The following is a 23,714-nucleotide window of genomic DNA, read 5'->3' as shown; positions in this document are numbered from 1 at the left end:
CTTCCGGCGGGGCCTTCGTGTGCGCCGGGGCCGCCGGGGGCGTCGGTGCGTCAGACCGTCGTCCAGGGCCGGAGCTTCTCGGGTTCCGGACCACCCAGACGTGCTTGATCCGGTCGCCGACGACGTCGAAGCCAGCACCGTCACCGTGACGCCGTCCTGCCGCACCACCAGGCCGGGCTGGGCGTTGACCGTGCGCTCCAGGATCTCCACGGAGGGCGCCCGGCCGGCGAGACCGACGAAGTGACGCGCGATCCGCTCGCCGCCCTCGACCGGGTGGAGCACCGCGCTGACCAGGCCGCCGCCGTCGCCGACCGCCGCGGCGTCGGGGTCGAGAACGCGGACCAGGGCCTCCAGGTCCTTGGCCTCCCAGGCCTCCTTGAAGTCCCGGACGACTTCGGCGCGGCGGGCCGAGGAGGCCAGCTGACGGCAGGCCACCGGCGTACGGCCGACGATCTCGGCCACCTCCGCGAACGAGTACCGGAAGACGTCGTGCAGGACGAACGCGACGCGCTCGGCCGGGGTCATCGATTCGAGCACGACGAGGAAGGCCATGTTGACCGACTCGTCGAGGGTGACGCGGTCCGCGGGGTCCGCCGGGCCGGCCCCCGTCCCCCGTCGATCCACTCCGTACGGTCGGCCGGCGGCTCGGGAACCCACTCGCCCACGTAGCTCTCCCGCCGGACCCGTTGATCAGCTGACGGCGCTCGCTCATGATCGCGCTCAACGACGACCATCTGCGCAGCGGCGACTTCCTCGACACCGACCACCACGCGACCATGACCTTCACCTCCACCGGGGTGGAGCAGATAGGTCGGACCGGCTTCAAGGGCAGCGCGATCATCAACCGCCACGGCTGGGGCGTCAGTTGGGATGGCCGGCTGATCGGCCGGAAGGTGGTGCTGGAGCTCGACGTCGCCGTGATCCGGCGGTCCTGGCCGACGGACGTGCCGGAGTGCGAGCGTCCGGTCGGATTTCGTGTTTCTGTGAGGCCATGACGGCTCACACGGTCGAATACATCCGGTACCGCATCCCCGAGCAGAAGTCGGCGGAGTTCCTCGCCGCCTACACCCGCGCCGCTGCCCAGTTGGCCGCGTCCCCGCACTGCGTCGACTACGAACTCGCCCGCTGCGAGGAGGACTTCGAGCACTACGTCCTGCGCATCACCTGGACGTCGACGGAGGACCACGTCGAGGGTTTCCGCAAGTCGGAGCTGTTCCCCGACTTCCTCGCCGAGATCCGTTCCTACATCACGCACATCGAGGAGATGCGCCACTACAAGCCGACGACGGTGCGCGGGGCGGGCGCGTCGGTGCCGACGCTGTACGCCTGGGCGGGCGGCGCGGAGGCGTTCGGCCGCCTCACCTCGGCCTTCTACGACAAGGTCCTCAAGGACGACCTGCTGGCCCCGCTGTTCGCCAACCTGGACCCCGCCCACGCGCAGCACGTGGCGCTCTGGCTCGGCGAGGTCTTCGGCGGCCCGCCCGCCTACTCCGAGACCCAGGGCGGCCACGGCCACATGGTCGCCAAGCACATGGGCCGGGGGATCACCGAGCCCCAGCGCCGCCGCTGGGTCAACCTCATCCAGGACGCGGCCGACGAGGCGGGCCTGCCGACGGACGCGGAGTTCCGCTCGGCGTTCCTGGCGTATGTGGAGTGGGGGACGCGGCTGGCGGTGTACTTCTCGGGTCCGGACGCGGTGGCGCCGGCCGAGCAGCCGGTGCCGAAGTGGAACTGGGGGGCCGCACCGCCGTATCAGGGCTGACGGCCACCCCGGTCAGCCCCCACTCCCGTACGGCCTCGTCAGGATCTCCAGGTTGTGGCCGCTCGGGTCGTCGAAGTAGGCGCCGCGGCCGCCGTCGTTGTGGTTGATCTCGCCGGGGCGGCTGTGGAAGGGGTCGGCCCAGTACCTCAGGCCGGCCTGCCGGATACGGCCGAAGATCGCGTCGAATTCGTCCTCCGACACCAGGAACGCGTAGTGCTGCGGCGCGATGGTGCCGGGCGAGTCCAGGTAGTCCAGCGTCACGCCGCCCGGGATCTCGACCGGGATGAAGGGGCCGTACTGCGGACTCACCCGCAGGCCCAGGATGTCCGCGAGGAACCGGGCCGACGCCTCCTTGTCGTGCGCGGCGACGATGGTGTGGTTGAGCTGGACGGTCATCGGGCTGCCTCCACGTGTGCACGGTTCGGACTGGCCTGCTTTCACGCTAGGCGGGCCGGTTGCGCGGCACATCGGCCGTAGGGAGGGGCGGCCGTACTCCTCTGGTACTCAGCCACCGGAGCCGCGCGTTCCGCCTAGAGGTGATCGGGTTAAGGTAAGCCTTGCCTAATTGCTAACTGGTGATCGTGAATCGTGGGAGTCGTCGTGCGTGCAGTCGGAATGAGGGCCGTCGGAGCGAGGGCCGTCCTGGCCACGGCCGTCGTCGGAGGGCTGCTCGTCGGCTGCTCGACCTCGGCGGACGGCGGTGGGAGCGGCGCCGAGAAAGAGGACGGCTCGCGCAGCGAGGTGATCGGCGCCGCCGGTGGCGAAGGGCCCTCCGCCGCGCCCAGCGCCCTCGCCGACGGCATGGGCGCCGACACCGACAAGGACGGCGACTTCCCGCGCACCGTCAAGCACTTCAAGGGCGGTACGACCCTCAAGGCCGAGCCCGAGAAGATCGCCGTCCTCAGCACCGGCCAGCTCGACGACCTGCTCTCCCTCGGCCTCGTGCCCACGGCCACCACCCGCGCCGACAACGCCGGCCTCGTGCCGGACTACCTCGCCGACGCCTTCCCCAAGGACAAGGCGCGGCTCGACGGGATGACCGACGTGGGCACCCGGCAGGCGCCCAACCTGGAGACGCTGGCCGCCGCGAAGCCCGACCTGATCCTCGCCAACGACTCCCTCGGCGACCTCTACCCCAAGCTGTCGAAGATCGCGCCCACCGTGATCACCGCCGGCAACGGCATCAACTGGAAGCGCGACCTGCTGCTCGTCGGCGAGGCCGTCGGCAAGGGGCAGCAGGCGCAGGAGTTGCTCGATGACATCGTTGCCGACGCCGGGAAGGCGGGGCAGGAGGCCGAAGGCGACCCCGCCGTCTCCATGGTGCGGTTCACGCCCGACCGGACCCGGATGTTCGGGGTCTCGTCCTTCACCGGGTCCATCGCCGTGGACATGGGGTTGAAGCGGCCCAAGTCCCAGCAGTTCAACGCCATTTCGGAGGACATCGGCCCCGAGAGCGTCGACACCGCCGACGGTGACTGGATCTTCTACTCCGTGCAGGGGGACGCGGCGAAGACGGACGCCGCGAGCGTCGTGGCCGGGCCGCTGTGGAAGTCGATGAAGGCCGTCGAGGCCGGGCACGCGGTCAAGGTGGACGACGACCCGTGGTACCTCAACGCCGGTCCCACGGCGGCGCGTCTGGTCGTACGGCAGCTCGCCGAGCACATCGGCAAGTGAGCCGCGTACGGCATGAGTCGCGTGCGCGGGCGATGAATTCCCGTCTGGCCTTTCCGGCGGCCGCCCTCGCGGTGGCCGCCGCGGTCGTCCTCAGCCTCGCCGTCGGCACCCGTGCCGTGCCGCCGTCCGCCGTGCTCGACGCCCTGCTGCACGGCGGCGGTTCGCCGGACGCCCTGGTCGTACGGTCGCTGCGGCTGCCGCGCACCGAGGTGGGGCTGGCCGCCGGTGCCGCGCTCGGCATGGCCGGGGCGGCGCTGCAGGCCGTCACCCGCAACCCGCTCGCCGATCCCGGCATCCTCGGGCTGAGCCAGGGGGCCGCGGCGGGAGTCGTCCTGGCCATCGCCCTCGGTCTCGGAGACGGCTTCGGCGGCCACGTCTGGTACGCCTTCGCCGGTGCCGTCGTCGCCGCGTGCCTGGTCTACGGGATCGCGGCACGGGGGCGGGGCGGCGCGTCGCCGGTGAAGCTGGCGCTGGCAGGGACCGCGCTGTCGGCGATGACGGCCGGCGGCACCACCGTCGTCCTCACCTCCAGCTCGGCCACGCTCGACCAGTTCCGGTTCTGGCAGGTGGGGGCGCTGAGCGGGCGGGACGCGGGGACGGTCGTACGGATGCTGCCGTTCCTGGTGGCCGGGGCGGTGCTGGTGCTGGCCTGTGCGCGGGGGCTGGACGCGTTGGCCCTGGGCGACGAGACGGCCCGGGCGCTGGGGCATCGGGTCGCGGTCGTACGGGGGTGCGCGGCGCTCGGGGCCACCCTGCTGACCGCCGCCGCGGTGGCCGCCGCGGGACCGGTCGCCTTCGTGGGGCTGGCGGTGCCGCACCTCGCCCGGCGGCTGGTGCGGGGCGGGTATGCGGCCGTACTGCCGTTGTCCGGGTTGCTCGGGGCCGCGCTGCTGCTGGCGGCCGATGTCGTGGGGCGGGTCGTGCGGGCTCCGGCCGAGGTGCCGGCCGGGGTGATGACGGCGCTGGTCGGGGTGCCGGTGCTGGTGGTGCTGGTGCGGCGGAGAGGAGCGGTGTCGTGAGCGGGCGTACGGCTCCGGCGGAGAGGAGCGGTGCCGTGCGCGGCCGTACGGCTCCGGCGGCGGGCCTCACCCTCCTCCGTCCGCACCCCCGCGTCTCCCTGCTCCTCCACCGCCGTTCCGCCGCCGTGGCCGGCGTCCTCCTCGTCCTGCTCGCGGCCGTGATGATCACTTCGGCCTGCGTGGGCCAGACGTACATCGCGCCCCCCGAGGTCTGGCGCGCCCTGCGCACCGGCACCGGCCCCCACGACCTCGTGGTCAACGAACTGCGCGTCCCCCGGATCGCCGTCGGCGCCCTCGTCGGCGCCGCGCTCGGGCTGGCCGGCGCTCTCGTGCAGACCGTCACCCGGAATCCGCTGGCCAGCCCGGACGTCATCGGCGTCGGGCACGGAGCCGCCGCCGCGACCGTGCTGGCGCTCGCGACCGGTGCCGTGAGCGCGCCGGGAGCCATGCCCGTCGTCTCCGTCGTCGGGGGACTCGCCGCGGCCGCCCTCGTCTACGTCCTCGCCTGGCGACACGGCATGCAGCCGAGCCGTTTCGTGCTCACCGGCGTCGGTATCGGGGTCGCGCTCTCCGCAGTCGTGCAGCTCTATCTCACCGACAGCGAGCTGGAGGCCGCCGAACAGATCAAGCTGTGGCTGACCGGGAGCCTCAACGGGCGGGGCTGGGCGCAGGCGGGGCCCCTGGCCCTCGTCCTGGGTCTGTCCCTGCCCGGCCTGGTGTGGGCGAGCCGGGCGCTGCGGCCGCTCGGGCTCGACGCGGACACGGCGGCCGGGCTGGGCGTACGGGTCGACCGGGCGCGGCTCGGGCTCACCGTCCTCGGCGTCGTCCTCGCCGCCACCGCGACCGGGGCCGCGGGGCCGATCGGGTTCGTGGCGCTGACCGCGCCGCAACTGGCCCGGCGGCTGACCCGTACGCCCCAACTCCCGCTGTTCAACGCCGCGTTGACGGGCGCGATCGTGCTCGTCGCCGCCGACCTCGTGGCCCGTACCCTGCTGCCCCCGCTGGAGATCCCGGTCGGCGCGCTCACCGCACTGGTCGGCGGGCCGTATCTGCTGTGGCTGCTGGGGCGTCGTACGGCGACACGCTGAGGGACCGGCGACACGCTGAGGGCCCCGGAGCAGTGCGGCTCCGGGGCCCGGCTCATCCGGCGTGGGTCAGATCGTCGCCGTGTCGATCACGAACCGGTACCGCACATCGCTGCTCAGCACCCGCTCGTACGCCTCGTTGATCTGGTCCGCGCTGATCAGCTCGATCTCGGCGCCGAAGCCGTGCTCCGCGCAGAAGTCCAGCATCTCCTGGGTCTCCTGGATGCCGCCGATGCCGGAGCCGGCGAGGGTCTTGCGGCCGCCGATCACCGAGAACAGGTTGATCGCGACGGGCTCCTCGGGGGCGCCGACGTTCACGAACGCGCCGTCCGTCCTGAGGAGGGACAGGAACCGGTCCAGGTTCAGCGGGGCCGAGACCGTGGAGAGGATCAGGTCGAAGGTGCCCGCCAGCTCCTTGAAGGTGTTCTCGTCGCTGGTGGCGTAGTAGTGGTCCGCGCCCAGCTTCAGCCCGTCCTCCTGCTTGCGCAGGGATTGCGAGAGGACCGTGACCTCGGCGCCGAGCGCGTGCGCGATCTTCACGCCCATGTGGCCGAGGCCGCCCATGCCGAGGATCGCGACCTTCTTGCCGGGGCCGGCGTTCCAGTGGCGCAGGGGGGAGTACGTGGTGATGCCGGCGCACAGGAGCGGTGCGGCGACGTCCAGGGACAGGCTGTCGGGGATGCGGACGACGAAGCTCTCGGCGACGACGATCTTCTCCGAGTAGCCGCCGTAGGTGGGCTCGCCGTTCTTGTCGAGGGCGTTGTACGTGCCGACGTTGCCGCCGGTGCAGTACTGCTCCAGACCGGCCTTGCAGTTCTCGCACTCACGGCAGGAGTCGACCATGCAGCCGACGCCCACCCGGTCGCCGACCTGGTACTTCGTGACGCCGGGGCCGACCTCGGAGACGATGCCCGCGATCTCGTGGCCGGGGACCATCGGGAAGATCGCCTCGCCCCAGCCCTCGTGGACCTGGTGGATGTCCGAGTGGCAGATACCGGCGAACTTGATGTCGATCAGGACGTCGAACTCGCCAACCTCGCGGCGCTCGATCGTGGTGCGCTCCAGCGGAGCCTTGGCGGCGGGTGCTGCGTATGCGGCGACGGTGGTCATGCCGGGGATCTCCTAGCGGGGGTGGTGCGCCCGGCTGCCTTCTGGTCCAGCTTTCGTCCGGGCACGGCATCCAGCCTGCCGAAAGGCCGCGGAGCCACCCAGACCTCGGTTGTTCGTACGTCCGGTGGTCCTACCACTGACGGGGTCAGGCTCGTGTACGTACGACCGGGAATACTTGAGGCATGGACGATAAGCCCGAATCCGTGCCGGGACGCACCGCCGGCCAGGCCCGCCAGGCCCCCGGTACCGCCGGCGACACCGGTGCCGGCCTGGACCGGCGCGCCGAGCTCAGCGAGTTTCTGCGCACCCGGCGGGCCCGGCTGAAGCCCGAGGACGTCGGGCTGCCGGACTTCGGGCGGCACCGCCGGGTGCCCGGGCTGCGGCGCGAGGAGCTGGCCCAGCTGGCCGGGGTGTCCGTGGCGTACTACACGCGTCTGGAGCAGGGCAACGGGCGTAACGTCTCCGCGGAGGTCCTCGACGCGATCGCCCGGGCGCTGCGGCTGAGCGACGCCGAGCACGCGCACCTCACCCACCTGGCGAAGCCGAAGCAGCACAAGAAAAAGCCGACGACGCGACCGGAGCAGGTACGGCCGGCGCTGGCGCAGCTGCTGGACTCGATCGACGGGGTGCCCGCGTACATCTCGGGCCGGCGGTCGGACATCCTCGCCTGGAACCGGATGGCGGCGGCGGTCTTCGGCGACTGGGCGGAGCTGCCGGTGCAGGAGCGGAACTGGGCGCGACTGGTGTTCCTGAAGCCCGAGTACCGCGAGCTGTTCGTGGAGTGGGACCAGAAGGCCTCCGACATGGTCAGCTATCTGCGCATGGACGCGGGCTGCCACCCCGACGACCCTCGCCTGTCCGCCCTGGTCGGCGAACTCTCCGTCAAGAGCGAGGAGTTCAGGCGGCTGTGGGCCACGCATGACGTCAAGGAGAAGAGCTACGGCGTCAAGCACATCCGGCATCCCCTGGTGGGCGAGCTGACCCTGAACTTCGAGTCGTTCCGCCTGTCCGACGGCTCGGAGCAGAGCCTGATCACGTACCACGCGGAGCCGGGGTCGCCGTCGGCGGAGGCGCTGCGGTTGCTGGCGAGCTGGGGGGCGGACGCGACGAAGGCGGGGACGTCGGCTCCGCAGGGGTGACGTCGGCTCCGCAGGGGTGAGGGGGCTTGCGGCGAGGCTCGGTCGCTGGGTGCTTGACCGCTGTGGTGCTTGACCGCTGTGGTGCTTGACGGCCGGGGCTCAGCCGCCGCCGTGCTCGACCGCCGCGGCGACCTCGTCCAGGTCCTTCGCGATCGCCTTCCGCACCGCCCGTGCGCCCAGGCCGCCCAGAATTTTGGCGAGCAGGCCCGTGACGCCGCCGGAGGCCACGGCGGTGAAGGTCATCCCGACGGTGGTCACCGAGGGGCCGTCGGCGCGTAGCGCCCACTCGGAGATGTAGCGGGTGCCATGCGACTCGGCCTCCACGACATAGCGCTCGGGCGGATCGCAGGCGGTCACCCACATCTCCTCGGTGGCCTCCTTGCCGAACATCCGCCGGGTCTCCCGCCACCGAGTCCCCACACCGAAGGCCCCGTCCGTGAGGACCTCGACCTTCGTGACACCGCTGAGCACCCGCTCCATGCCCCGAAGGTCGGTCAGGGCCTCCCACACGGGCCCCTGGCCCGCGGCGACACGCCGCTCCACGAGCACGCTTCTGCTGGTCATGCCACCCATGAAAGCAGCAGGGTCCGCCCCTCGCTCGGCCTACGCTCGAAGGGAACGGGTTTCCCTTGGACCGTGCGTGCACGGTCACGGAGGTGACAGCCATGCGTGTCTCGCTGATACAGCTGTCCGTGGACTCGTCGGAATCCGCCGACGAGCGCCGGCACCGGGCGGCTTCGCTGGTCCGCGGCCGGGCGGGCGACGATCTGGTGGTGCTGCCGGAGCTGTGGGCGGCCGGCGCCTGGGCGTACGACGGCTGGGGGCGCGATGCCGAAGGGGTCGACGGTCCCACCGCCGAGGTCGTGTCCGCCGCCGCTCGTCAGGCCGGGGTGTGGCTCCACGCCGGGTCGATCGTCGAGCGGGACGGGGACGGGGACGGGGGCGGAGACGGGAACGGGGGTGAGGACGGGACGCTGTACAACACCGCCCTCCTCTTCGACCGGGCCGGCGAGCTGCGCGGCAGCTATCGCAAGATCCACCGGTACGGCTTCGACACCGGTGAGGCGACCTTGATGGGCGGCGGCGACCACATCGTCACCGTGCCCACCGACTTCGGCGCGATCGGCCTCGCCATCTGCTACGACCTCCGCTTCCCGGAGCTCTTCCGGGGCCTGCTCGACGCGGGCGCGGAGCTGATCGTGGTGCCCGCGGCGTGGCCCGCGGCCCGGCTCAGCCACTGGCAGCTCCTCACCCGCACCAGGGCCCTGGAGGAACAGGTCTTCCTCCTCGCCTGCTGCGCCACGGGTACCCATGGCGGGATGAAGCAGGGCGGCCACAGCGTGGTCGTCGACCCCTGGGGAACCGTCCTGGGCGAGGCCCGCATGGAGGAGGAGACGGTGACGGTGGATGTGGACCTGGCCGAGGTCGCCCGGATCCGCACCGAACTCCCCGTGCTGCGCGATCGCGTCCTCGCCATCGAGGCGCCCGGGCTACGGTGAACCCGGCGACGGACCGTGAGCGACGGACCGTGAGCGACGGACCGCGAGCGACGGCCCCGGCGTTCGGAGCCAGGGCCATCGTCTCGACCGGTGATCACCGGGTTGCTCAAGCGCGCCGTCGAAACGCGCGTGCCGCGCTGCGGCGCTTCGGGTCGAACGCGTCGATCGCGCCGGCGCCCTCGTCGCCGGGCCCTGCCTCCCACCCGCGGATCTTGCGGGCGACACCCTTCAGACGGGGGTGTCCGGGCTTGACGGCGATCTCGAAGTGCGACTCCTTCGGCGTCGTGAAGTCGCCGCCCCAGGCGACGACGCCGTCCAGCTCGGTGAGGATGTCCCGCACCACGATCAGCTCGTTGGGATACAGGTTCCCCTTCGAACCGACCGGGTAGGCCAGGGGGCGGATCGCGAGCGCGGTGCCGGACAGATGGTTGGACTCGTAGTCCGCCGCCACCTCGCGGTGGTCGGTCCAGCCGTGGACATCCCCGGAACGCAGGGAGTCGATCTCGTAGTTGAAGCGTCTCGCCACGTGCAGCAGGACGGTCGCGGCATCCCCGCCGGCGAGCCGGACCGTGTGGTCGCTGCCCTCGATGCGGAACGACTCGGCTCTCTGCAGGACCTGCCAGCCGTTTGTGGACCGCTCCTTGGACCAGACGCGGTCGGCTGCCGGGGCCGCCGGGGCCGCGGCGGCTTCGCTGACGGTGGTGAGAGTGAGCGCGCCGACCACGCCGGCGGAGGCACCGATGAAGTGGCGCCTGGACAAGTCGGTCTTGATCATGACCGAAGTTCCTTTCGTTTCACGGTCAACGCACGGGAGAGGCCGAGCCGGCCGAGCGCGACGACACAGAGCACCGCGACGACGAAGCAGGCCGCGACCGTCGGGTTGACCCAGGAAGGGACGAGGTCGTAAGAGGCGTTGCACTTGTTGCTCAGCGGAAACAGGCGCTGGAAATCCTCGGTGTGGGCCGAGCGGTAGGCCGCGTCGTACGGCTGATGGTGGGTGAGCCGACACGACTCCTCGACGTCGAGCCCTCCGGAGAAGGCTCCGAACAGCCAGGCGGCCGTGCCGGCGAAGAGGGAGACGGACAGGGCGCGAAGCCACCACATCGGACGGGCCCAGAAGCGTTCACGCAGCTCCTTGAAGATCTGGATCACATTCCAGATGTTCCAGACGAACCACGCGGCCAGTCCGAGGACCACGGCGAACAGCGCTGTTTCCTTCATGACTTGTGTCTACCTGCACTTGTGTCTGCCTGTACGGGTGCCTGCCTGTACTGGTGTCTACCTGTCGCGCCGCTGTGCGCGCACACCCGCGTCGCGCAGGAACCGTTCGTGGTTGGCGCGGTATTGGGACGCCATACGGGACTCCATGCCGCGTCGGGCGTTGATGGCGTCGACGAAGCCCTGGCAGAAGTTGTTGACCTTGTCCTCTCCGCCGGGCGTGAGCTTGTAGTCGTTGGGAAGGACGGCGCCGCTCTTGGTGATGAGACCGAGCTGGGCTGCCATGATCTTCGATTCGGTGCCGCACAGCGCGAAGTTCACGGAGTTCTTGCAGGTGGTCGAGTTGACCCAGCGCTGCGCGAAGTAGTTGTTGAACCGGCGGAGGCCGCCGCTGCCCTGGTAGTGGGCCTTCACCGCGTCGAGGATGCTCGTACCGCCCCGGACGGCACGCGCGAGGAGGTAGCCGTCGGCGTCCTCGATGAGGTCCGTGAACCCGAAGGAGGAGGAGACGCCGGGAAGGGCGAGCTTGGCACGGCAGAAGTCGAGCGGATTGGCGTACTCCTCCTCGGAGTGGCGCCAGTCGGACCAGAACGTCATGATGTCGCCGGCCCAGCCGCCGACGTCGCCGCCGTTCGCCTCGCCGCGGTCGCCGGGGTGGTCGATGAGCACATGGGCGTTGGCCGTGGCCATCATGTGCTCGGCGCCCAGCGTGTATCCGGTGAACGGGTCGGTGAACCCCTGCTTCACCGACATGCCCTTGGAGTTGGCGAAGTCCACGAAGCCGGAGTCGTAGCCGCCGATCAGGATCTTCCACTGCCAGTCGCCGTAGGTGACATGGCGGACGTACTCCATGACGAGCTGGCTGCGCCTCGTCCCGGAGGCCCCGTACTCGCCGGCGAGGTCGTACAGCCTGCTGACGTAGTTGATGAAGTCGTCCGCCGGGCCCGCCTGGTCGTTGACGGAGGAGACGCCCGGGTCACTGCCGGATACGACGTCACGGTCCAGGTCGAAGGTGTCGGACCCGTTGGTGACCTTGAACTCCTTGATCTGGTTGAACGACCAGTTCCCCGGCAGGGGGAAGCCGAGGTTTCCGGAGAAGCCCCAGGACATGCCGGAGACGAAGGAGTGGCGGGCGAACGTTTTCTCCGTGACGTTGATGCAGACGTTGCGGGAGCCGTAGACGCCGTGGTTGTACTTCTTGCCCTGGCTGGCCAGTCCGGCCTGCACGCCGTGGAAGTAGGTGACGATGCCGTACGTGCTGCCGTCGATCTCGTCCTGGGTGGCGTCGTAGTCGACGGCGAAGTAGATCGTGGTTCCGCGGTTGAAGCCGTAGTCGGAGGCCAGCTTGTTGGCGTTGAGGGCGTGCTGATAGCCCTGTGAGTAGGTGAAGTCGGTGAGCTGGCGCGCGTTGTCCTGGTAGATCGGGAAGACCTTCAGCCCGGCGTCGAAGATGGTCTTCAGCTCGCCCGGCTTGATCTCCTTGTCGAGGGTGGAGCCGGGAGGGTCGTATATGTACCGCCCGACGACGCGGTACTTGTTGTCGTAGAGCCACTTGGCGCGGGAGGCGGTGATCTCGTACCGGGTGTCGCTGCCGGTCGCGTCGCGGTCGGGGTCTCCCATGGAGACCAGGAGCTGGGCCCAGGTCTGGTAGTCGCCTCTGCGGCTGACCGACAGCCTGCTGAAGGACTGGAAGTCCGTCACCCACTTCTCGATGTCGCCGTTCCAGGAGCTGGTGAAGCCGGCGCGCGGGGTGTCGGCGCCGGGAGTCGGTTCGTTGAACACGCAGGCGGCGGAGAAGAGCTGCATGAAGATGCCGGACGATCCGGAGCCGACGGTGTTGGCCTTCAGGCCGGCCTGGGTCCCGGGGCCGAAGTTGCCGTTCGGGGTCAGGCCCAGCTCGTACTGGATGGCGTACATCAGCGACTTCTGCACATCACGGGAGTAAATGCCGTCGCAGGGCCCGACATTGAACTCACTACGGGTCCAGTACCGGCCGTTGAGCCACTGCTGAATGGACCGGATCTTGTCGCTGCCACCGGCCACAACGACGTAGGCGTCCATGTTGAGGATGGCCTTGGCGAGTTTGGCGTTGATGACACCGTCGCCACCGATGCCCATGTTCTCGCGGAGATCCTCGACGGCCGCCCGGGTGACCCCGGTGAACCACCCTTCGCTGCCGGGCTCGACCGCCCAATACCCCTTGCACCACAGGCCGTACTCAAGGACGGCCACGATGTTGCGGTTCTTGTCCCACCCGAATCCGATGTCTCCGAGGGCCGCGAACTTCGAGTAGGTGGTGGCGCCGAAGGACGCGACGACCGGGCTGATACCCAACTCGTGCTGCAGGCCCATGATCAGGGAGTTCATGGTGGCCCAGCCGGTATTGCCGTTCTCGGGACAGCGCACGTAGCCGGTGACGTTGCCATACGTGGAGTTCACCCATTTCTGGGCTCTGAGAACCTGCTCGTCCGCCACAGGTGACACCTTCCGCTGGGGTGACATGGGGCGGCGCCGGAGAGGGGCCTTCGGCGCCGGGGCGGGCAGTGTATGAAGCGGATCTCTTTGTTCCGTCCTTCCTGGTGGGGGAGTTGAGGGGGCGGGGAGAGGAGGGGAGGGGTTGCGGCGGTTTGGGGCGCGGTTCTCGGGATCAGCGCCGTCTGCAGGAGGATCGGCCCGGCAGGTCTTCGGATGAAAGGGAGCGCAGGAAGGGCGAGCTCGACCGTCTACCGGCCCACCTCCGGCACGACGCTCCCGCGCCGTGAGTGGTGGGGCTCCCGGCCACCGCGGAGCGTTCTGTGGCCTCACCGGCACGGTGGTGGACAACAGGGCGGTGCGCTTCTCGCCGTGGGCGGCGGTCGGCGACCGCGGGCCGGTCGGACGGGTACGGAATCGGCTGGGCCCCTCGTGCGTTGACGAGGGTGGGCATGGGATGCCGGTGATGTGCGAGCAGAGCAGCCCGAGTGACCGAGCTGACAGATATTGGAGGGCCGCGATGGCTGCGCAGACGCAGAGGGCCGTGCTGGCCGGCGGATGCTTCTGGGGTATGGAGGAGCTGATCCGCCGACTTCCGGGCGTGACGGCGACCCGGGTGGGATACACCGGGGGTGACGTGGCGAACGCGACGTACCGTAACCACGGCACGCACGCGGAGGCCATTGAGATCCTTTTCGACCCCGAGAGGACCGACTTCCGCGCGATCCTGGAGTTTTTCTTCCAGATTCACGACCCGAGCACGAAGAACCGCCAGGGCAACGACATCGGCCTCAGCTACCGCTCGGCGATCTACTACGTGGATGACGCGCAGAAGCGGATCGCCGAGGACACGATCGCGGATGTGGACGCCTCCGGCCTGTGGCCGGGCAAGGTCGTCACCGAGGTGGAGCCGGTTGGCCCCTTCTGGGAGGCCGAGCCCGAGCATCAGGACTACCTGCAGCGTTACCCGGACGGCTACACCTGCCACTTCCCGCGCCCGGGATGGCGGCTGCCCGCCCGCGCCGAGGGCTGACCGCGAGGCGGCCCGGCGGACGGCGGAGCCTGACCGGCGGAGGCTCCGCAGCCGGGCCGCGCTCGCTCTGCGGGGCCGACGGCGCCCCGCTGTGGCGAAGGGGTGGGCAGCGGAGATCCGTCACCGTGCGTCCCGCAGCCGAAGGAGGTACGTCGCAGTCAGCGCAACGCCACGCTCCCCGTCATGCGACAACTCCACGAGGGCACGTGAAGCCGTACTCCCCGGGATGTCCGCCAGCGCCTGGGTCAGCCGTACGCGCGCAGGCGCTTCGGTGGTGTCGTGGGCGAGGCGGTCGACGAGCCCGGTGGCGATCTGATCCACCATCGCGATGTCGCTCGCCAGCATGCTCAGGGCATCGGCTGCGTCGGTGTCGTTCCGTCCCGCCACGATCATGTCGATGAGCGCCGGGACCGCATCCGGCACCCCACGCGTCCCGAGCGCCAGAGCCGCGTGGCCGCGGACCGCGGCATCGGGGTCCGCGAGGGCGTCCCGCAGCCGGGCGGTCGCCTCATCACCGGGAATCTCGGCGAGGGACCGAACGGCACGTTCCCGCACCGCGGCCACCGGTGAGCCGAGGCCGTCCGCCAGCAGTGCCGTGCCGCCGTCGCCCGATCGCGCCAGCGCCCATCGCAGGGCTCCGGCGACGTTCGGCTCCGTCTCCCTCAGCACCGCCTCGACCAGGGCCTCCACCGGCACCGGAACCTCGTCGACCGAGGAAAGGGCTGCGCGCTGGCGCGCGGCGGCGCTCTTCGACCCCAGCGCCTGGAGGAATGCGACGGCCTGGAGGACGTCCTCCCAGCCGGCGGGTTCCGTGGCATCGATCCGGCGGAGCCGCGTGAGCAGTTCGGTCTCGGCCGCGATGCGTTCGCGCGTCTGTCGGATGAGGTCGTCGACGAGCGCCGAGGGCGTGAAACCGGGGTCGTCGAGCGCGCGTCCGATCTCACGCAACGACAGCCCCAGCGACCTCAGGCTCTCGATGTGGAAGATCCGCCGGATGTCCTCGCCGGAGTACTCCCGATAGCCGGAGCCCGTACGCCCCGAAGGCCGCAGCAGGCCGAGGGACTCGTAGTGCCTGAGCATGCGGGCACTGACCCTGGACCGTCGCGCCACCTCACCGATCAACACTTCCTACCGTCCCTTCCGACCGGCCCCGCCGAGGGCCACGACGCGCTTCGCCTCCTCGATCGCGAACTCGAATCCGGCATCCGGGTCGCGCAGCAGCCGTTCCGTGGCGAGCGCGTGTGTGCGCACATGCCGGGCAGGGTCCGTCGTCGCACCACGCAGAGCCGGCAGCACGACCTCACCCAGCGCGACCAGCGCCCGGCTGAGACTCAGCTGCGTCTCCCGCTCGCCGCGCCCGAGCTGCGTCGCCAGCACCATGGCCAACCCGGACTCCTCACCTTCCGGCACGAGCACGACCGCGGCCCGCCAGGCGCTCCGCGCCACTTCGTCGTCGGCGTCGGACAGGAGCGCCCGTGTGATCGCCGGCCACGCCTGCCGGTCCCCGATCTTGGACAGTGTGTGCAGCGCCTGGCTCCGTGCCTGCGCACCCTCCGAACAGACCTCGCGGAGCAGCGCGGGGAGCGTCCTGGACACCGGGTGGCGGGTGAGCGCCCAGGTCAGCATGTCGCGGACGAAGAACTCGGGCTCGATCGCGCATCGCTCGACGAGTTTGTCGACGAAGCGCGGATTCGGCGTCGTGCCGACCGCCAGAGCCGCCCGCAGCCGCACGGACGAACGGCTGTCCTCCAGGCCCTGAAGCGCTCGTATCGCCTCCGCGTCCTGTCCCGTCATGGTTACCGAGACCACCTCCTCGGCAAGCAGTGAAGGCCTTGTCACCGTGTCAAGGTCAAGGCTCACCGGCGGACTCCGCACCTTGGGGAGAACCTGAGTGAGGTCGTGGGACTCCCGGAAGGTCTTCAGGAGCCGCGCGCCGGATGGGCGCCGGGCTCAGTGCGGGAGCGTCGCCGGGCTGCCGCCGTTCGCCTCGTAGCCCGCGACCGCCAGCGCGCGGTAGACCGCGAACTCCGCCGCCGGGTCGCCGGACAGGGTCCAAGGGAGGGCGCCGACATGGCCGTCGACGTGTATCAGCTGGTTCATGGCCTCCGCCCAGCGCTCCCCGCGGACCAGGAAGAAGAGCAGGAGATGGCGTACGTGCGCCAGCATCGGGTCGTCGGAGCGGGCCGAGTGCACCGCGAACAGCGCGCCGTGCATCGCCTTCGTCACGACCTCGCTCTGGTAGAAGCCGCTGACCAGGTTGACCTCGGGCAGGTGCTCGAAGACCGCGAAGAGCGGCATGGCGGCGAGGAGGGAGCCCTGGGGAGCGCGGGCGGCCGCGGCCTCCGCGAAGTCGTACGCCTGCTGGCGCGAGCCGTGCCACTTCTCGCACCAGTAGTGCAGGGCCGCCAGGTGAGCGCCCATATGGGCCGGGGCGCGGTCCAGGATCCTCAGCCAGAGCTGCTCGAACTCCGACCGGGGGTAGGCCAGTCCACGGGCCACCGACAGCTCGACGATGTACGGGATCGGGTCACCGGGGGCGAGCAGCGCCGCGTCGGCGCACGCCGACCTCGCCTCCTCCATGATGATCCGGAACTCGTCCGTGCCAGGCGTCGCCGTGCGCCACGCCTGCTGTACGAGGAACTCGGCGTGGACGGCCGCGCCGCCCGCGTCCTTGGGCTGCTCGGCCCGCCACACCCGCAGCCACTGCCCGCCCGGGGACTCGCTGACGCCGCCCGGCCGCTGCTGCAGCTCCAGCGACGCGGCACCGGCGAAGGCCTGCACACGCTGCCAGCGCCGCTCGCCCTCCGCCTCCGTGCCGGCCAGCAGCTGCGAGGCCGCGCGGTAGTCCTGGGTGCGCTGCACCAGGTCGAGGACGTCCAGCAGGTCCTGGTCCGGGCCGGGCATCCGGACGTCCAGCTCCTCCTGCCGTACGAAGCCGTAGTTCGCCGGGTCCGCGGCGTCCGGGTGGCCCGGCGGGACCTGCTCGATCATGCCCCGCCGACGCCTCATGTACGGCAACACCACAAAGCCGAGCATGACGAGCGCGATCAGGACCCAGAGAATCTCCATGCCTCCAGCGTTCCAGACGCCGCGGACAATTGGCCAACGAGGTGGGCGACCTGTGGAAAACCCTGGGTCCGTGGGGGATCGGGCCTGTGGAAACGGTGGCAGATCCAGCCCGTCCGGCGCTTGAGGACAAGGCTCCTTCAGGGCCGAAGCGGGGGTCTGGGGGGGGGCTGGGGGGGGGCGGCGGCCCCCAGCAGCGCCCGCACCAGCACCGGGGCACCGGAAACGCGCGGTACATGGTGGTCCGGCTCAGCTGGCGTGTTCACCCGGCGGCATCCACCCCGTTCGCGGACTACGCTCGGTGCACATGAGCGACAGGCACATCAGTCAGCACTTCGAGACGCTCGCCATCCACGCGGGCAACACGGCGGACCCCCTCACCGGTGCGGTCGTCCCGCCGATCTACCAGGTCTCGACCTACAAGCAGGACGGCGTGGGCGGCCTGCGCGGTGGCTACGAGTACAGCCGCAGCGCCAACCCGACCAGGACCGCCCTGGAGGAGAACCTCGCCGCCCTGGAGGGCGGTCGCCGCGGACTTGCGTTCGCGTCCGGACTGGCGGCCGAGGACTGCCTGTTGCGTACGCTGCTCAGCCCCGGCGACCACGTGGTCATCCCCAATGACGCGTACGGCGGCACGTTCCGCCTCTTCGCCAAGGTCGTCGCCCGGTGGGGGGTGGAGTGGTCGGTCGCCGACACCAGCGACCCGTCGGCCGTCCGGGCCGCCATCACCCCGAAGACCAGGATCGTGTGGGTGGAGACCCCCTCCAACCCGCTGCTCGGCATCACCGACATCGCCGCCGTGGCCCAGATCGCCCGGGACGCGGGAGCGAAGCTCGTCGTCGACAACACCTTCGCGACGCCGTATCTGCAGCAGCCGCTGTCCCTCGGCGCGGACGTCGTGGTGCACTCCCTGACCAAGTACATGGGTGGCCACTCGGACGTCGTCGGCGGCGCGCTGATCGTCAGCGACCCGGACCTCGGCGACGAACTCGCCTTCCACCAGAACGCGATGGGCGCGGTCGCCGGGCCCTTCGACTCCTGGCTGGTGCTGCGCGGCACCAAGACGCTGTCGGTGCGCATGGACCGGCACAGCGAGAACGCCACGAAGATCGCCGACATGCTCACCCGGCACGCGCGCGTGACGCGCGTTCTGTACCCGGGCCTGCCCGAGCACCCTGGTCACGAGGTCGCCGCCAAGCAGATGAAGTCGTTCGGCGGCATGGTCTCCTTCCAGGTCACCGGCGGCGAGGAGGCGGCCGTCGAGGTCTGCAACCGCGCCAAGGTGTTCACGCTGGGCGAGTCCCTGGGCGGTGTCGAGTCCCTCATCGAGCACCCGGGACGCATGACGCACGCGTCCGCGGCCGGCTCGGCCCTGGAGGTCCCCGCCGACCTGGTCCGCCTCTCCGTGGGCATCGAGAACGTCGACGACCTCCTGGAAGACCTCCAGCAGGCGCTCGGCTAGTCACCGAAAGGTTTCACCAGCCCGTCAGCGGTGGAGTCGTCTCCGACGGCGGCTCCACCCACGGGCGGGCCATCACCGCCCACACCACGAACGCCACCGCCGAGGCGAACAGCAGCAGCCACATCAGGCGTACGGCGACCGTCCTGCGGCGCTGCATGCGGCCACCGCGCCGCACGATCTCCGCGTACAGCTCCGGCGGCACCGGCGGCGGCGTTCCTTCCATGATCTGCCGTACGGCCGCTTCCCGTTGCTGGCGATTCACGGCGACACCGCCTTCGCTCCCAGCACGGCCGGTGCGGGTTCCCGCGGCGGATTCAGCAGGGTCGCGGTCGCCCGGTCGCAGATCGCGTGGACGCGTTCCCTGGGCAGGCCGAGCAGAGCCGCCACCTGCTCCTCGGCGACACCCTCGTACAGTCGCAGCACCAGGATCAGGCGTTCCTGCGGGGCGAGCCCGGCGAGCGGGCCGTGGGAGCGCGGTCGGAACCGGCCGAGCGCGGCCAGGCCGCCGTACTGGTGCCAGGCGGCCCGGGAGAACCGGGTGGCCAGGTACTGGCGGGCCCGGTCGTACGGGTCCTCGCCTCGCAGCCGCTCCCAGCACGCGTACGTGCGCGCGAGGGACAGCGCCAACAGGCGCCTCGCGCGCGGGTTGTCCTGCGGCGGCTCCGCGGTGAGCAGCGTGGCGGCATGCAGCAGCCGCCCTGCCGCGCCCGCGACGAACGCCTCGAACTCCCGGGCCCGACGGGCGTCCTGAGCCGCACGCCGTCGTCCCACCGCCCCTCCCGCCTGAGTGAACCCTGCGGAACCAGGCCCCGGACCAGGTACGCGACGCGTCGCCCGCGTACGAGAAGAGGACCCGATTTCATATGAGGCCAGCGACGGCCCGGGGTCAAGAGCCGGGACCGGACCACACGAGCACACGACCGTTTCAGCCCATCCGGCGCTCGAGCGGCGGAGCGAGGGCACCCTCTTGGCGTCGGCCCGCGCATTTCAGCCCGTCCGGCGCTTGAGGACGAGGCCCCTTAAGGGCCGAAACGGGGGTCTGGGGGCGGAGCCCCAGGAAGGCGCCCGGGGTTGAAGGGGCAGAGCCCCTGGAGGATGGGACGGGTAGGGGCGGCGGGGGCGAAACCCACTTGCGGCCCACGACGCGCCGATGACGAACCGCCCCCGCGGAACCCCCGCCTCAGGAGGCCGCAGGCGCCTCCGCCCCCGAAATCCCTTGCGCCGCCATCCGAGAGGACAGCGCGGTGTTGAACCGGGTGAGGAGCGTGCAGAACGCCTCCCGCTCCTCCGGCGCCCAGTCATGCGTCAGCTCGGCCATCAACTGACGCCGGGACGACCGCACTTCCTCCAGCCGAGACTGCCCGCGCGGGGACAGCTGGAGCACCACCGCACGCCCGTCCTCGGGGTGCGAGGTCCGCTTGACGAGCCCCGTGTCGACGAGCGGCGCCACCTGCCGGGTGACCGTCGACGAGTCGATCCCCATGCTCGCGGCGAGCGCCTTGACGCCCATCGGGCCTTCCTTGTCGAGGCGGTTGAGCAGCAGATATGCGGCGCGGTCCATGGAGTTGCGCACCTGCCCGACCCCACCGAGCCGGGTCTGTTCGGCACGGCGGGCGAACACTGCCACCTCGTGCTGCAGCGTGTCGAGGAGACCGCTGTCAGCGACGGTCGTCATGTCCATCGACATTTCAGGTGTTGTGGGCATGGCCGGGGGCTCACTTCATGAAGGGGCTGCTGGGTTGGGGGACAGGGTACGCGGCCCGGACGCGGGGTGTACCAGCGCTGGCGAAACCCATCTCGGTGCTTGGTCACACCAGGGCCTCGCGCCTGTGAACTGCGAGACTTGTGTCATGAGCTACAGCACGGCTGACTCCTTGCCACCCGTCACGCTCGACGACGTGCGCGGCGCCCAGAAGATGCTGACGGGCGTGGCGCGGGTGACGGCGATGGAGGGCAGCAGGCACCTGTCCCAGCTGGTGGGTGCGCCGGTGCACCTCAAGTGCGAGAACCTCCAGCGGACGGGATCGTTCAAGCTGCGCGGCGCCTACGTGCGGATCGCCGGGCTGCTCCCGGAGGAACGGGCGGCGGGGGTCGTCGCCGCGAGCGCCGGCAACCACGCGCAGGGCGTCGCCCTGGCGTCGTCGCTGCTCGGCGTGCACGCCACGGTGTTCATGCCGAAGGGCGCCCCGCTGCCGAAGATCAGCGCAACCCAGGACTACGGCGCCGATGTGCGCCTGCACGGCCAGGTGGTCGACGAGACGCTGGCCGCCGCGCAGGAGTACGCGGCCGAGACGGGCGCGGTGTTCATCCACCCCTTCGACCACCCCGACGTCATCGCCGGCCAGGGCACGGTCGGCCTGGAGATCCTCGAACAGTGCCCGGAGGTGCGGACCATCGTCGTCGGCATCGGCGGGGGAGGGCTCGCGGCGGGGATCGCGACGGCGGTGAAGGCGCTGCGGCCGGACGTGCGGATCGTGGGCGTGCAGGCGGCGGGCGCGGCGGCGTACCCGCCCTCGCTGGCGGCCGGGCACCCGGTCGCGGTCGACAACCCGGCGACGATGGCCGACGGCATCAGGGTCGGCCGGCCCGGTGACGTGCCGTTCCGCATCGTCGGCGACCTGGTGGACGAGGTGCGCACGGTCAGCGAGGACGAGCTGGCCACCGCCCTGCTGCTGTGCCTGGAGCGGGCGAAGCTGGTCGTCGAGCCGGCCGGGGCGAGCCCCGTCGCGGCGCTGCTGAGCGACCCCGGCGCCTTCGAGGGCCCGGTCGTCGCGGTGCTGTCCGGCGGCAACGTCGACCCGGTGCTGCTCCAGCGCGTCCTGCGGCACGGCATGGCCGCGCAGGGCCGCTACCTGGCCGTACGGCTGCGGCTGACGGACCGGCCGGGCGCGCTCGCCACGCTTTTGGGGGTGTTGTCAGTGGTGGACGCTAACGTCCTCGATGTGAGTCACGTACGGACCGACCCACGGCTCGGGCTCACGGAGGCGGAGGTCGAGCTGCACCTGGAGACGAAGGGCCCCGTGCACTGCGTCGAGGTCGGTCAGGCCCTGCGCGAGGCGGGCTACACCGTCATCGACTGAGGCACGGATCGGCGAAAGCGCAGGTCGGAGACCCTTTGTCACTCGTTCGAGTAAATCGAGCGAATCCCGTTGAAAGACGCGATACATCGCGTTATGGTGTGTCTCGTATTCCTGCCGCAGCGCTGCGTGATGGCGCGGAACGAAAAGTGCAAACCTAGGCTTTCCGAACGCTTCCCGACGACGTGGAGATTCATATGCCAGGCGCCATCTATGCCGAAGGCCTGGTGAAGACCTTCGGCGACGTAAGGGCTCTGGACGGCGTCGACCTCGACGTCCCCGAGGGCACGGTCCTCGGACTGCTCGGGCCGAACGGCGCGGGCAAGACGACGACCGTCCGCTGTCTGACGACCTTGCTGCGTCCCGACAGCGGCTCGGCGGTCGTCGCGGGCATCGACGTCCTCAAGCATCCCGATGCCGTGCGCCGCTCCATCGGCCTGTCCGGCCAGTTCGCGGCGGTCGACGAGTACCTCACCGGCCGGGAGAACCTGCAGATGGTCGGCCAGCTCTACCAGATGAAGGCCAAGGCGGCGAAGGCCCGCGCGGTCGAACTGCTGGAGCAGTTCGACCTCATCGACGCCGCCGACCGCCCCACCAAGACCTACTCCGGCGGCATGCGCCGTCGCCTCGACCTGGCGGCCGCCCTGGTCGTCTCGCCGCCCGTGATGTTCATGGACGAGCCGACGACCGGCCTCGACCCACGCAACCGTCAGATGCTGTGGGAGGTCATCAAGCGGCTGGTCTCGGGCGGTACGACCCTGCTGCTGACCACCCAGTACCTCGAAGAGGCCGACCACCTGGCCCACGACATAGCGGTGGTCGACCAAGGCCGCGTCATCGCCACGGGCACCTCCGACCAGCTCAAGGCCCGCACCGGCGGCGAGCGGGTCGAGGTCGTGGTGCACGAGCGCGAGGAGATCCAGCCCGCGTCCGAGGTGCTGCGCGGCTTCGGCAAGGGCGAGACGACGGTCGAGGAGCACATGCGCAAGCTCACCGTGCCCGTGACCGGCGGCGCCAAGCTCCTCGCCGAGGTCATCCGCGAGCTCGACAATCGCGGTATCGAGATCGACGACATCGGCCTGCGTCGCCCGACCCTTGACGACGTGTTCCTGTCCCTGACGGGACACCTGGCCGAGATGAAGGACGAGGAGAACGGCAAGGAGGCCGTCAAATGAGTGCGCTCGACGCCGTGCGCGTCGCTCCGTCCACGAACCCGGTCACACAGTCCGTCCGGGACTCCGTGGTCGTCGCGAAACGCAACCTGATCCGGATGTCCCGGATCCCCGAGATGATCATCTACGGGCTCATCCAGCCGATCATGTTCGTGGTGCTGTTCACCTACGTCTTCGGCGGATCCATGCAGATCGGGGCCAGCACCAGCGCCGAGGCCTACAAGAACTTCCTGATGGCCGGCATCTTCGCGCAGACCGTCACGTTCGCCACCGCCAGTTCCGGCGCGGGCATCGCCGACGACATGCACAAGGGGCTCATCGACCGCTTCCGCTCCCTGCCCATGGCGAGGGGCGCGGTGCTCACCGGGCGCACCTTCGCCGACCTCATCCAGACCGCCCTGACGCTGGTTGTTCTGGCGGTCGTCGCCGTGCTGGTCGGCTGGCGCGTCGGGTCGGACGGGGACATCAACGCCGGCCGCGTGCTGGGGGCCTTCGGGCTGCTGCTCCTGCTCGGTTACGCGTTCACCTGGATCGGCGCCCTGATCGGCATGTCCGTGCGCACGCCCGAGGCGGCCACGTCCAGCGGACTGATCTGGCTCTTCCCGGTCACCTTCATCTCGAACGCGTTCGTGGACACCAGCCACATGACCCCGTGGCTGCGTCACGTCGCCGACTGGAATCCCTTCAGCGCCACGGTCCAGGCCTGCCGCGAGCTCTTCGCCAACCCGGGGGTCTCGCCCTCGGACGCCTGGCCCATGCAGCACCCGGTCTGGGCCTCGCTGATCTACTCGCTCCTGATCATCGTCATATTCCGCACCCTCGCGGTACGGAAGTACCGCTCGGCGACGGCATGACGAAAGCCCCCGGCGCCACGTGGGCGCCGGGGGCCGGTCAAGGACTTGTCGGTCGGGGTGTCGGTCGGGGTC

At 70.5% G+C, this 23,714-nt stretch carries 24 protein-coding genes and 1 pseudogene; 12 read left to right on the top strand and 13 right to left on the bottom strand.

All coding sequences use genetic code 11. The annotated features are described in order from the left end of the window. Nucleotides 1-50 precede the first annotated feature (50 nt). Nucleotides 51-686 (bottom strand): annotated as a pseudogene (locus tag BLU79_RS08395) (sigma factor-like helix-turn-helix DNA-binding protein); the annotation flags it as partial. A 24-nt stretch (nucleotides 687-710) separates the two neighbouring features. Between BLU79_RS08395 and BLU79_RS08390 the strand changes: the two are divergent. After that, on the top strand, nucleotides 711-995 hold the full coding sequence (locus BLU79_RS08390) for a YceI family protein (protein ID WP_093905028.1): 285 nt from the start codon (nucleotides 711-713) through the stop codon (nucleotides 993-995). After that, the gene (locus BLU79_RS08385; RefSeq protein ID WP_093905027.1) at nucleotides 992-1,762 is read left to right on the top strand and encodes a group II truncated hemoglobin; all 771 of its coding nucleotides are present in this window, start codon (nucleotides 992-994) and stop codon (nucleotides 1,760-1,762) included. The genes BLU79_RS08390 and BLU79_RS08385 overlap by 4 nt, the downstream gene beginning before the upstream one ends. 12 nt (nucleotides 1,763-1,774) lie before the next feature. On the opposite strand, the gene BLU79_RS08380 is transcribed toward BLU79_RS08385, so the two are convergent. Then, nucleotides 1,775-2,158, bottom strand: a complete 384-nt coding sequence (locus BLU79_RS08380) for a VOC family protein (protein ID WP_093905026.1) — start codon at nucleotides 2,156-2,158, stop codon at nucleotides 1,775-1,777. 219 nt (nucleotides 2,159-2,377) lie between these two features. Here BLU79_RS08380 and BLU79_RS08375 point away from each other — a divergent pair, with 219 nt between their 5' ends. Genes BLU79_RS08375 through BLU79_RS08365 form a run of 3 tightly spaced genes read left to right on the top strand, consistent with a single transcriptional unit; the run spans nucleotide 2,378 to nucleotide 5,543 of the window. Then, entirely contained in the window at nucleotides 2,378-3,436 is a 1,059-nt protein-coding gene (locus BLU79_RS08375; protein WP_093905025.1) for an ABC transporter substrate-binding protein, read from the top strand. Nucleotides 3,437-3,468: 32 nt separating this feature from the next. Beyond that, nucleotides 3,469-4,455 carry a FecCD family ABC transporter permease gene (locus BLU79_RS08370; RefSeq protein WP_093905024.1) on the top strand — a complete coding sequence of 329 codons (987 nt, stop codon included), beginning with the start codon at nucleotides 3,469-3,471 and terminating at the stop codon, nucleotides 4,453-4,455. A gap of 35 nt (nucleotides 4,456-4,490) precedes the next feature. After that, on the top strand, nucleotides 4,491-5,543 hold the full coding sequence (locus tag BLU79_RS08365; RefSeq protein ID WP_093905023.1) for a FecCD family ABC transporter permease: 1,053 nt from the start codon (nucleotides 4,491-4,493) through the stop codon (nucleotides 5,541-5,543). Between the two features lie 66 nt (nucleotides 5,544-5,609). On the opposite strand, the gene BLU79_RS08360 is transcribed toward BLU79_RS08365, so the two are convergent. Further along, a complete protein-coding gene (locus tag BLU79_RS08360) occupies nucleotides 5,610-6,650 on the bottom strand; it encodes an NAD(P)-dependent alcohol dehydrogenase (RefSeq protein ID WP_093905022.1) in 1,041 nt (346 codons plus the stop codon). Between the two features lie 182 nt (nucleotides 6,651-6,832). Here BLU79_RS08360 and BLU79_RS08355 point away from each other — a divergent pair, with 182 nt between their 5' ends. Next, nucleotides 6,833-7,789 carry a helix-turn-helix domain-containing protein gene (locus BLU79_RS08355; protein WP_256333205.1) on the top strand — a complete coding sequence of 319 codons (957 nt, stop codon included), beginning with the start codon at nucleotides 6,833-6,835 and terminating at the stop codon, nucleotides 7,787-7,789. 99 nt (nucleotides 7,790-7,888) lie between these two features. Here BLU79_RS08355 and BLU79_RS08350 read toward each other — a convergent pair whose 3' ends face one another. Continuing rightward, nucleotides 7,889-8,353 carry an SRPBCC family protein gene (locus tag BLU79_RS08350; RefSeq protein ID WP_093905021.1) on the bottom strand — a complete coding sequence of 155 codons (465 nt, stop codon included), beginning with the start codon at nucleotides 8,351-8,353 and terminating at the stop codon, nucleotides 7,889-7,891. 101 nt (nucleotides 8,354-8,454) lie between these two features. Here BLU79_RS08350 and BLU79_RS08345 point away from each other — a divergent pair, with 101 nt between their 5' ends. Next, entirely contained in the window at nucleotides 8,455-9,288 is an 834-nt protein-coding gene (locus tag BLU79_RS08345) for a carbon-nitrogen family hydrolase (RefSeq protein WP_093905020.1), read from the top strand. A 106-nt stretch (nucleotides 9,289-9,394) separates the two neighbouring features. Here BLU79_RS08345 and BLU79_RS08340 read toward each other — a convergent pair whose 3' ends face one another. From BLU79_RS08340 to BLU79_RS08330, 3 genes are read right to left on the bottom strand one after another with little or no spacing between them, the layout of a single operon-like run. Continuing rightward, entirely contained in the window at nucleotides 9,395-10,063 is a 669-nt protein-coding gene (locus BLU79_RS08340; protein WP_177000937.1) for a M15 family metallopeptidase domain-containing protein, read from the bottom strand. Further along, entirely contained in the window at nucleotides 10,060-10,509 is a 450-nt protein-coding gene (locus BLU79_RS08335) for a hypothetical protein (RefSeq protein WP_093905019.1), read from the bottom strand. Before BLU79_RS08335 ends, BLU79_RS08340 begins: the two co-directional genes overlap by 4 nt. Nucleotides 10,510-10,566: 57 nt before the next feature. Beyond that, nucleotides 10,567-12,981: a glycoside hydrolase domain-containing protein gene (locus BLU79_RS08330; protein ID WP_256333204.1), complete on the bottom strand. Its 2,415-nt coding sequence runs from the start codon at nucleotides 12,979-12,981 to the stop codon at nucleotides 10,567-10,569. Between the two features lie 517 nt (nucleotides 12,982-13,498). On the opposite strand from BLU79_RS08330, the gene msrA reads away from it, so the two are divergent. Further along, nucleotides 13,499-14,011, top strand: a complete 513-nt coding sequence (gene msrA / locus BLU79_RS08325; protein WP_093905017.1) for a peptide-methionine (S)-S-oxide reductase MsrA — start codon at nucleotides 13,499-13,501, stop codon at nucleotides 14,009-14,011. A 120-nt stretch (nucleotides 14,012-14,131) separates the two neighbouring features. Here msrA and BLU79_RS08320 read toward each other — a convergent pair whose 3' ends face one another. From BLU79_RS08320 to BLU79_RS08310, 3 genes are all read right to left on the bottom strand, one after another. Next, a complete protein-coding gene (locus BLU79_RS08320; RefSeq protein ID WP_093905016.1) occupies nucleotides 14,132-15,136 on the bottom strand; it encodes a MerR family transcriptional regulator in 1,005 nt (334 codons plus the stop codon). Between the two features lie 3 nt (nucleotides 15,137-15,139). Continuing rightward, nucleotides 15,140-15,805 (bottom strand): HEAT repeat domain-containing protein, encoded by a 666-nt coding sequence (locus tag BLU79_RS08315; RefSeq protein WP_093905015.1) that lies wholly within the window; start codon nucleotides 15,803-15,805, stop codon nucleotides 15,140-15,142. Nucleotides 15,806-15,961: 156 nt separating this feature from the next. Then, entirely contained in the window at nucleotides 15,962-17,080 is a 1,119-nt protein-coding gene (locus BLU79_RS08310; RefSeq protein ID WP_093905014.1) for a hypothetical protein, read from the bottom strand. Nucleotides 17,081-17,384: 304 nt separating this feature from the next. Between BLU79_RS08310 and BLU79_RS08305 the strand changes: the two genes are divergently transcribed. Continuing rightward, nucleotides 17,385-18,539, top strand: coding sequence for a cystathionine gamma-synthase (locus BLU79_RS08305; RefSeq protein ID WP_093905013.1), 1,155 nt, complete (start codon nucleotides 17,385-17,387; stop codon nucleotides 18,537-18,539). Nucleotides 18,540-18,552: 13 nt separating this feature from the next. Here BLU79_RS08305 and BLU79_RS08300 read toward each other — a convergent pair whose 3' ends face one another. The 3 genes from BLU79_RS08300 to BLU79_RS08290 all read right to left on the bottom strand — a co-directional run bounded on the left by BLU79_RS08300 (nucleotide 18,553) and on the right by BLU79_RS08290 (nucleotide 20,226). Then, nucleotides 18,553-18,801, bottom strand: coding sequence for a hypothetical protein (locus BLU79_RS08300; protein WP_093905012.1), 249 nt, complete (start codon nucleotides 18,799-18,801; stop codon nucleotides 18,553-18,555). Further along, nucleotides 18,798-19,310, bottom strand: a complete 513-nt coding sequence (locus BLU79_RS08295; protein ID WP_093905011.1) for a sigma factor-like helix-turn-helix DNA-binding protein — start codon at nucleotides 19,308-19,310, stop codon at nucleotides 18,798-18,800. Before BLU79_RS08295 ends, BLU79_RS08300 begins: the two co-directional genes overlap by 4 nt. A 409-nt stretch (nucleotides 19,311-19,719) precedes the next feature. Continuing rightward, the gene (locus tag BLU79_RS08290) at nucleotides 19,720-20,226 is read right to left on the bottom strand and encodes a MarR family winged helix-turn-helix transcriptional regulator (protein WP_177000971.1); all 507 of its coding nucleotides are present in this window, start codon (nucleotides 20,224-20,226) and stop codon (nucleotides 19,720-19,722) included. Nucleotides 20,227-20,389: 163 nt separating this feature from the next. Between BLU79_RS08290 and ilvA the strand changes: the two genes are divergently transcribed. The 3 genes from ilvA to BLU79_RS08275 all read left to right on the top strand — a co-directional run bounded on the left by ilvA (nucleotide 20,390) and on the right by BLU79_RS08275 (nucleotide 23,642). Further along, a complete protein-coding gene (ilvA, locus tag BLU79_RS08285) occupies nucleotides 20,390-21,619 on the top strand; it encodes a threonine ammonia-lyase (RefSeq protein WP_093905010.1) in 1,230 nt (409 codons plus the stop codon). Between the two features lie 194 nt (nucleotides 21,620-21,813). After that, entirely contained in the window at nucleotides 21,814-22,791 is a 978-nt protein-coding gene (locus tag BLU79_RS08280) for an ATP-binding cassette domain-containing protein (RefSeq protein ID WP_093905009.1), read from the top strand. Further along, a complete protein-coding gene (locus tag BLU79_RS08275; protein WP_093905008.1) occupies nucleotides 22,788-23,642 on the top strand; it encodes an ABC transporter permease in 855 nt (284 codons plus the stop codon). The genes BLU79_RS08280 and BLU79_RS08275 overlap by 4 nt, the downstream gene beginning before the upstream one ends. The last annotated feature ends 72 nt before the right edge of the window (nucleotides 23,643-23,714 follow it).

It is taken from the genome of Streptomyces sp. cf386 (genome assembly GCF_900103585.1).
In the GTDB taxonomy this organism is placed as follows: domain Bacteria; phylum Actinomycetota; class Actinomycetes; order Streptomycetales; family Streptomycetaceae; genus Streptomyces.
This window is presented reverse-complemented; position numbering and strand designations above follow the sequence as displayed.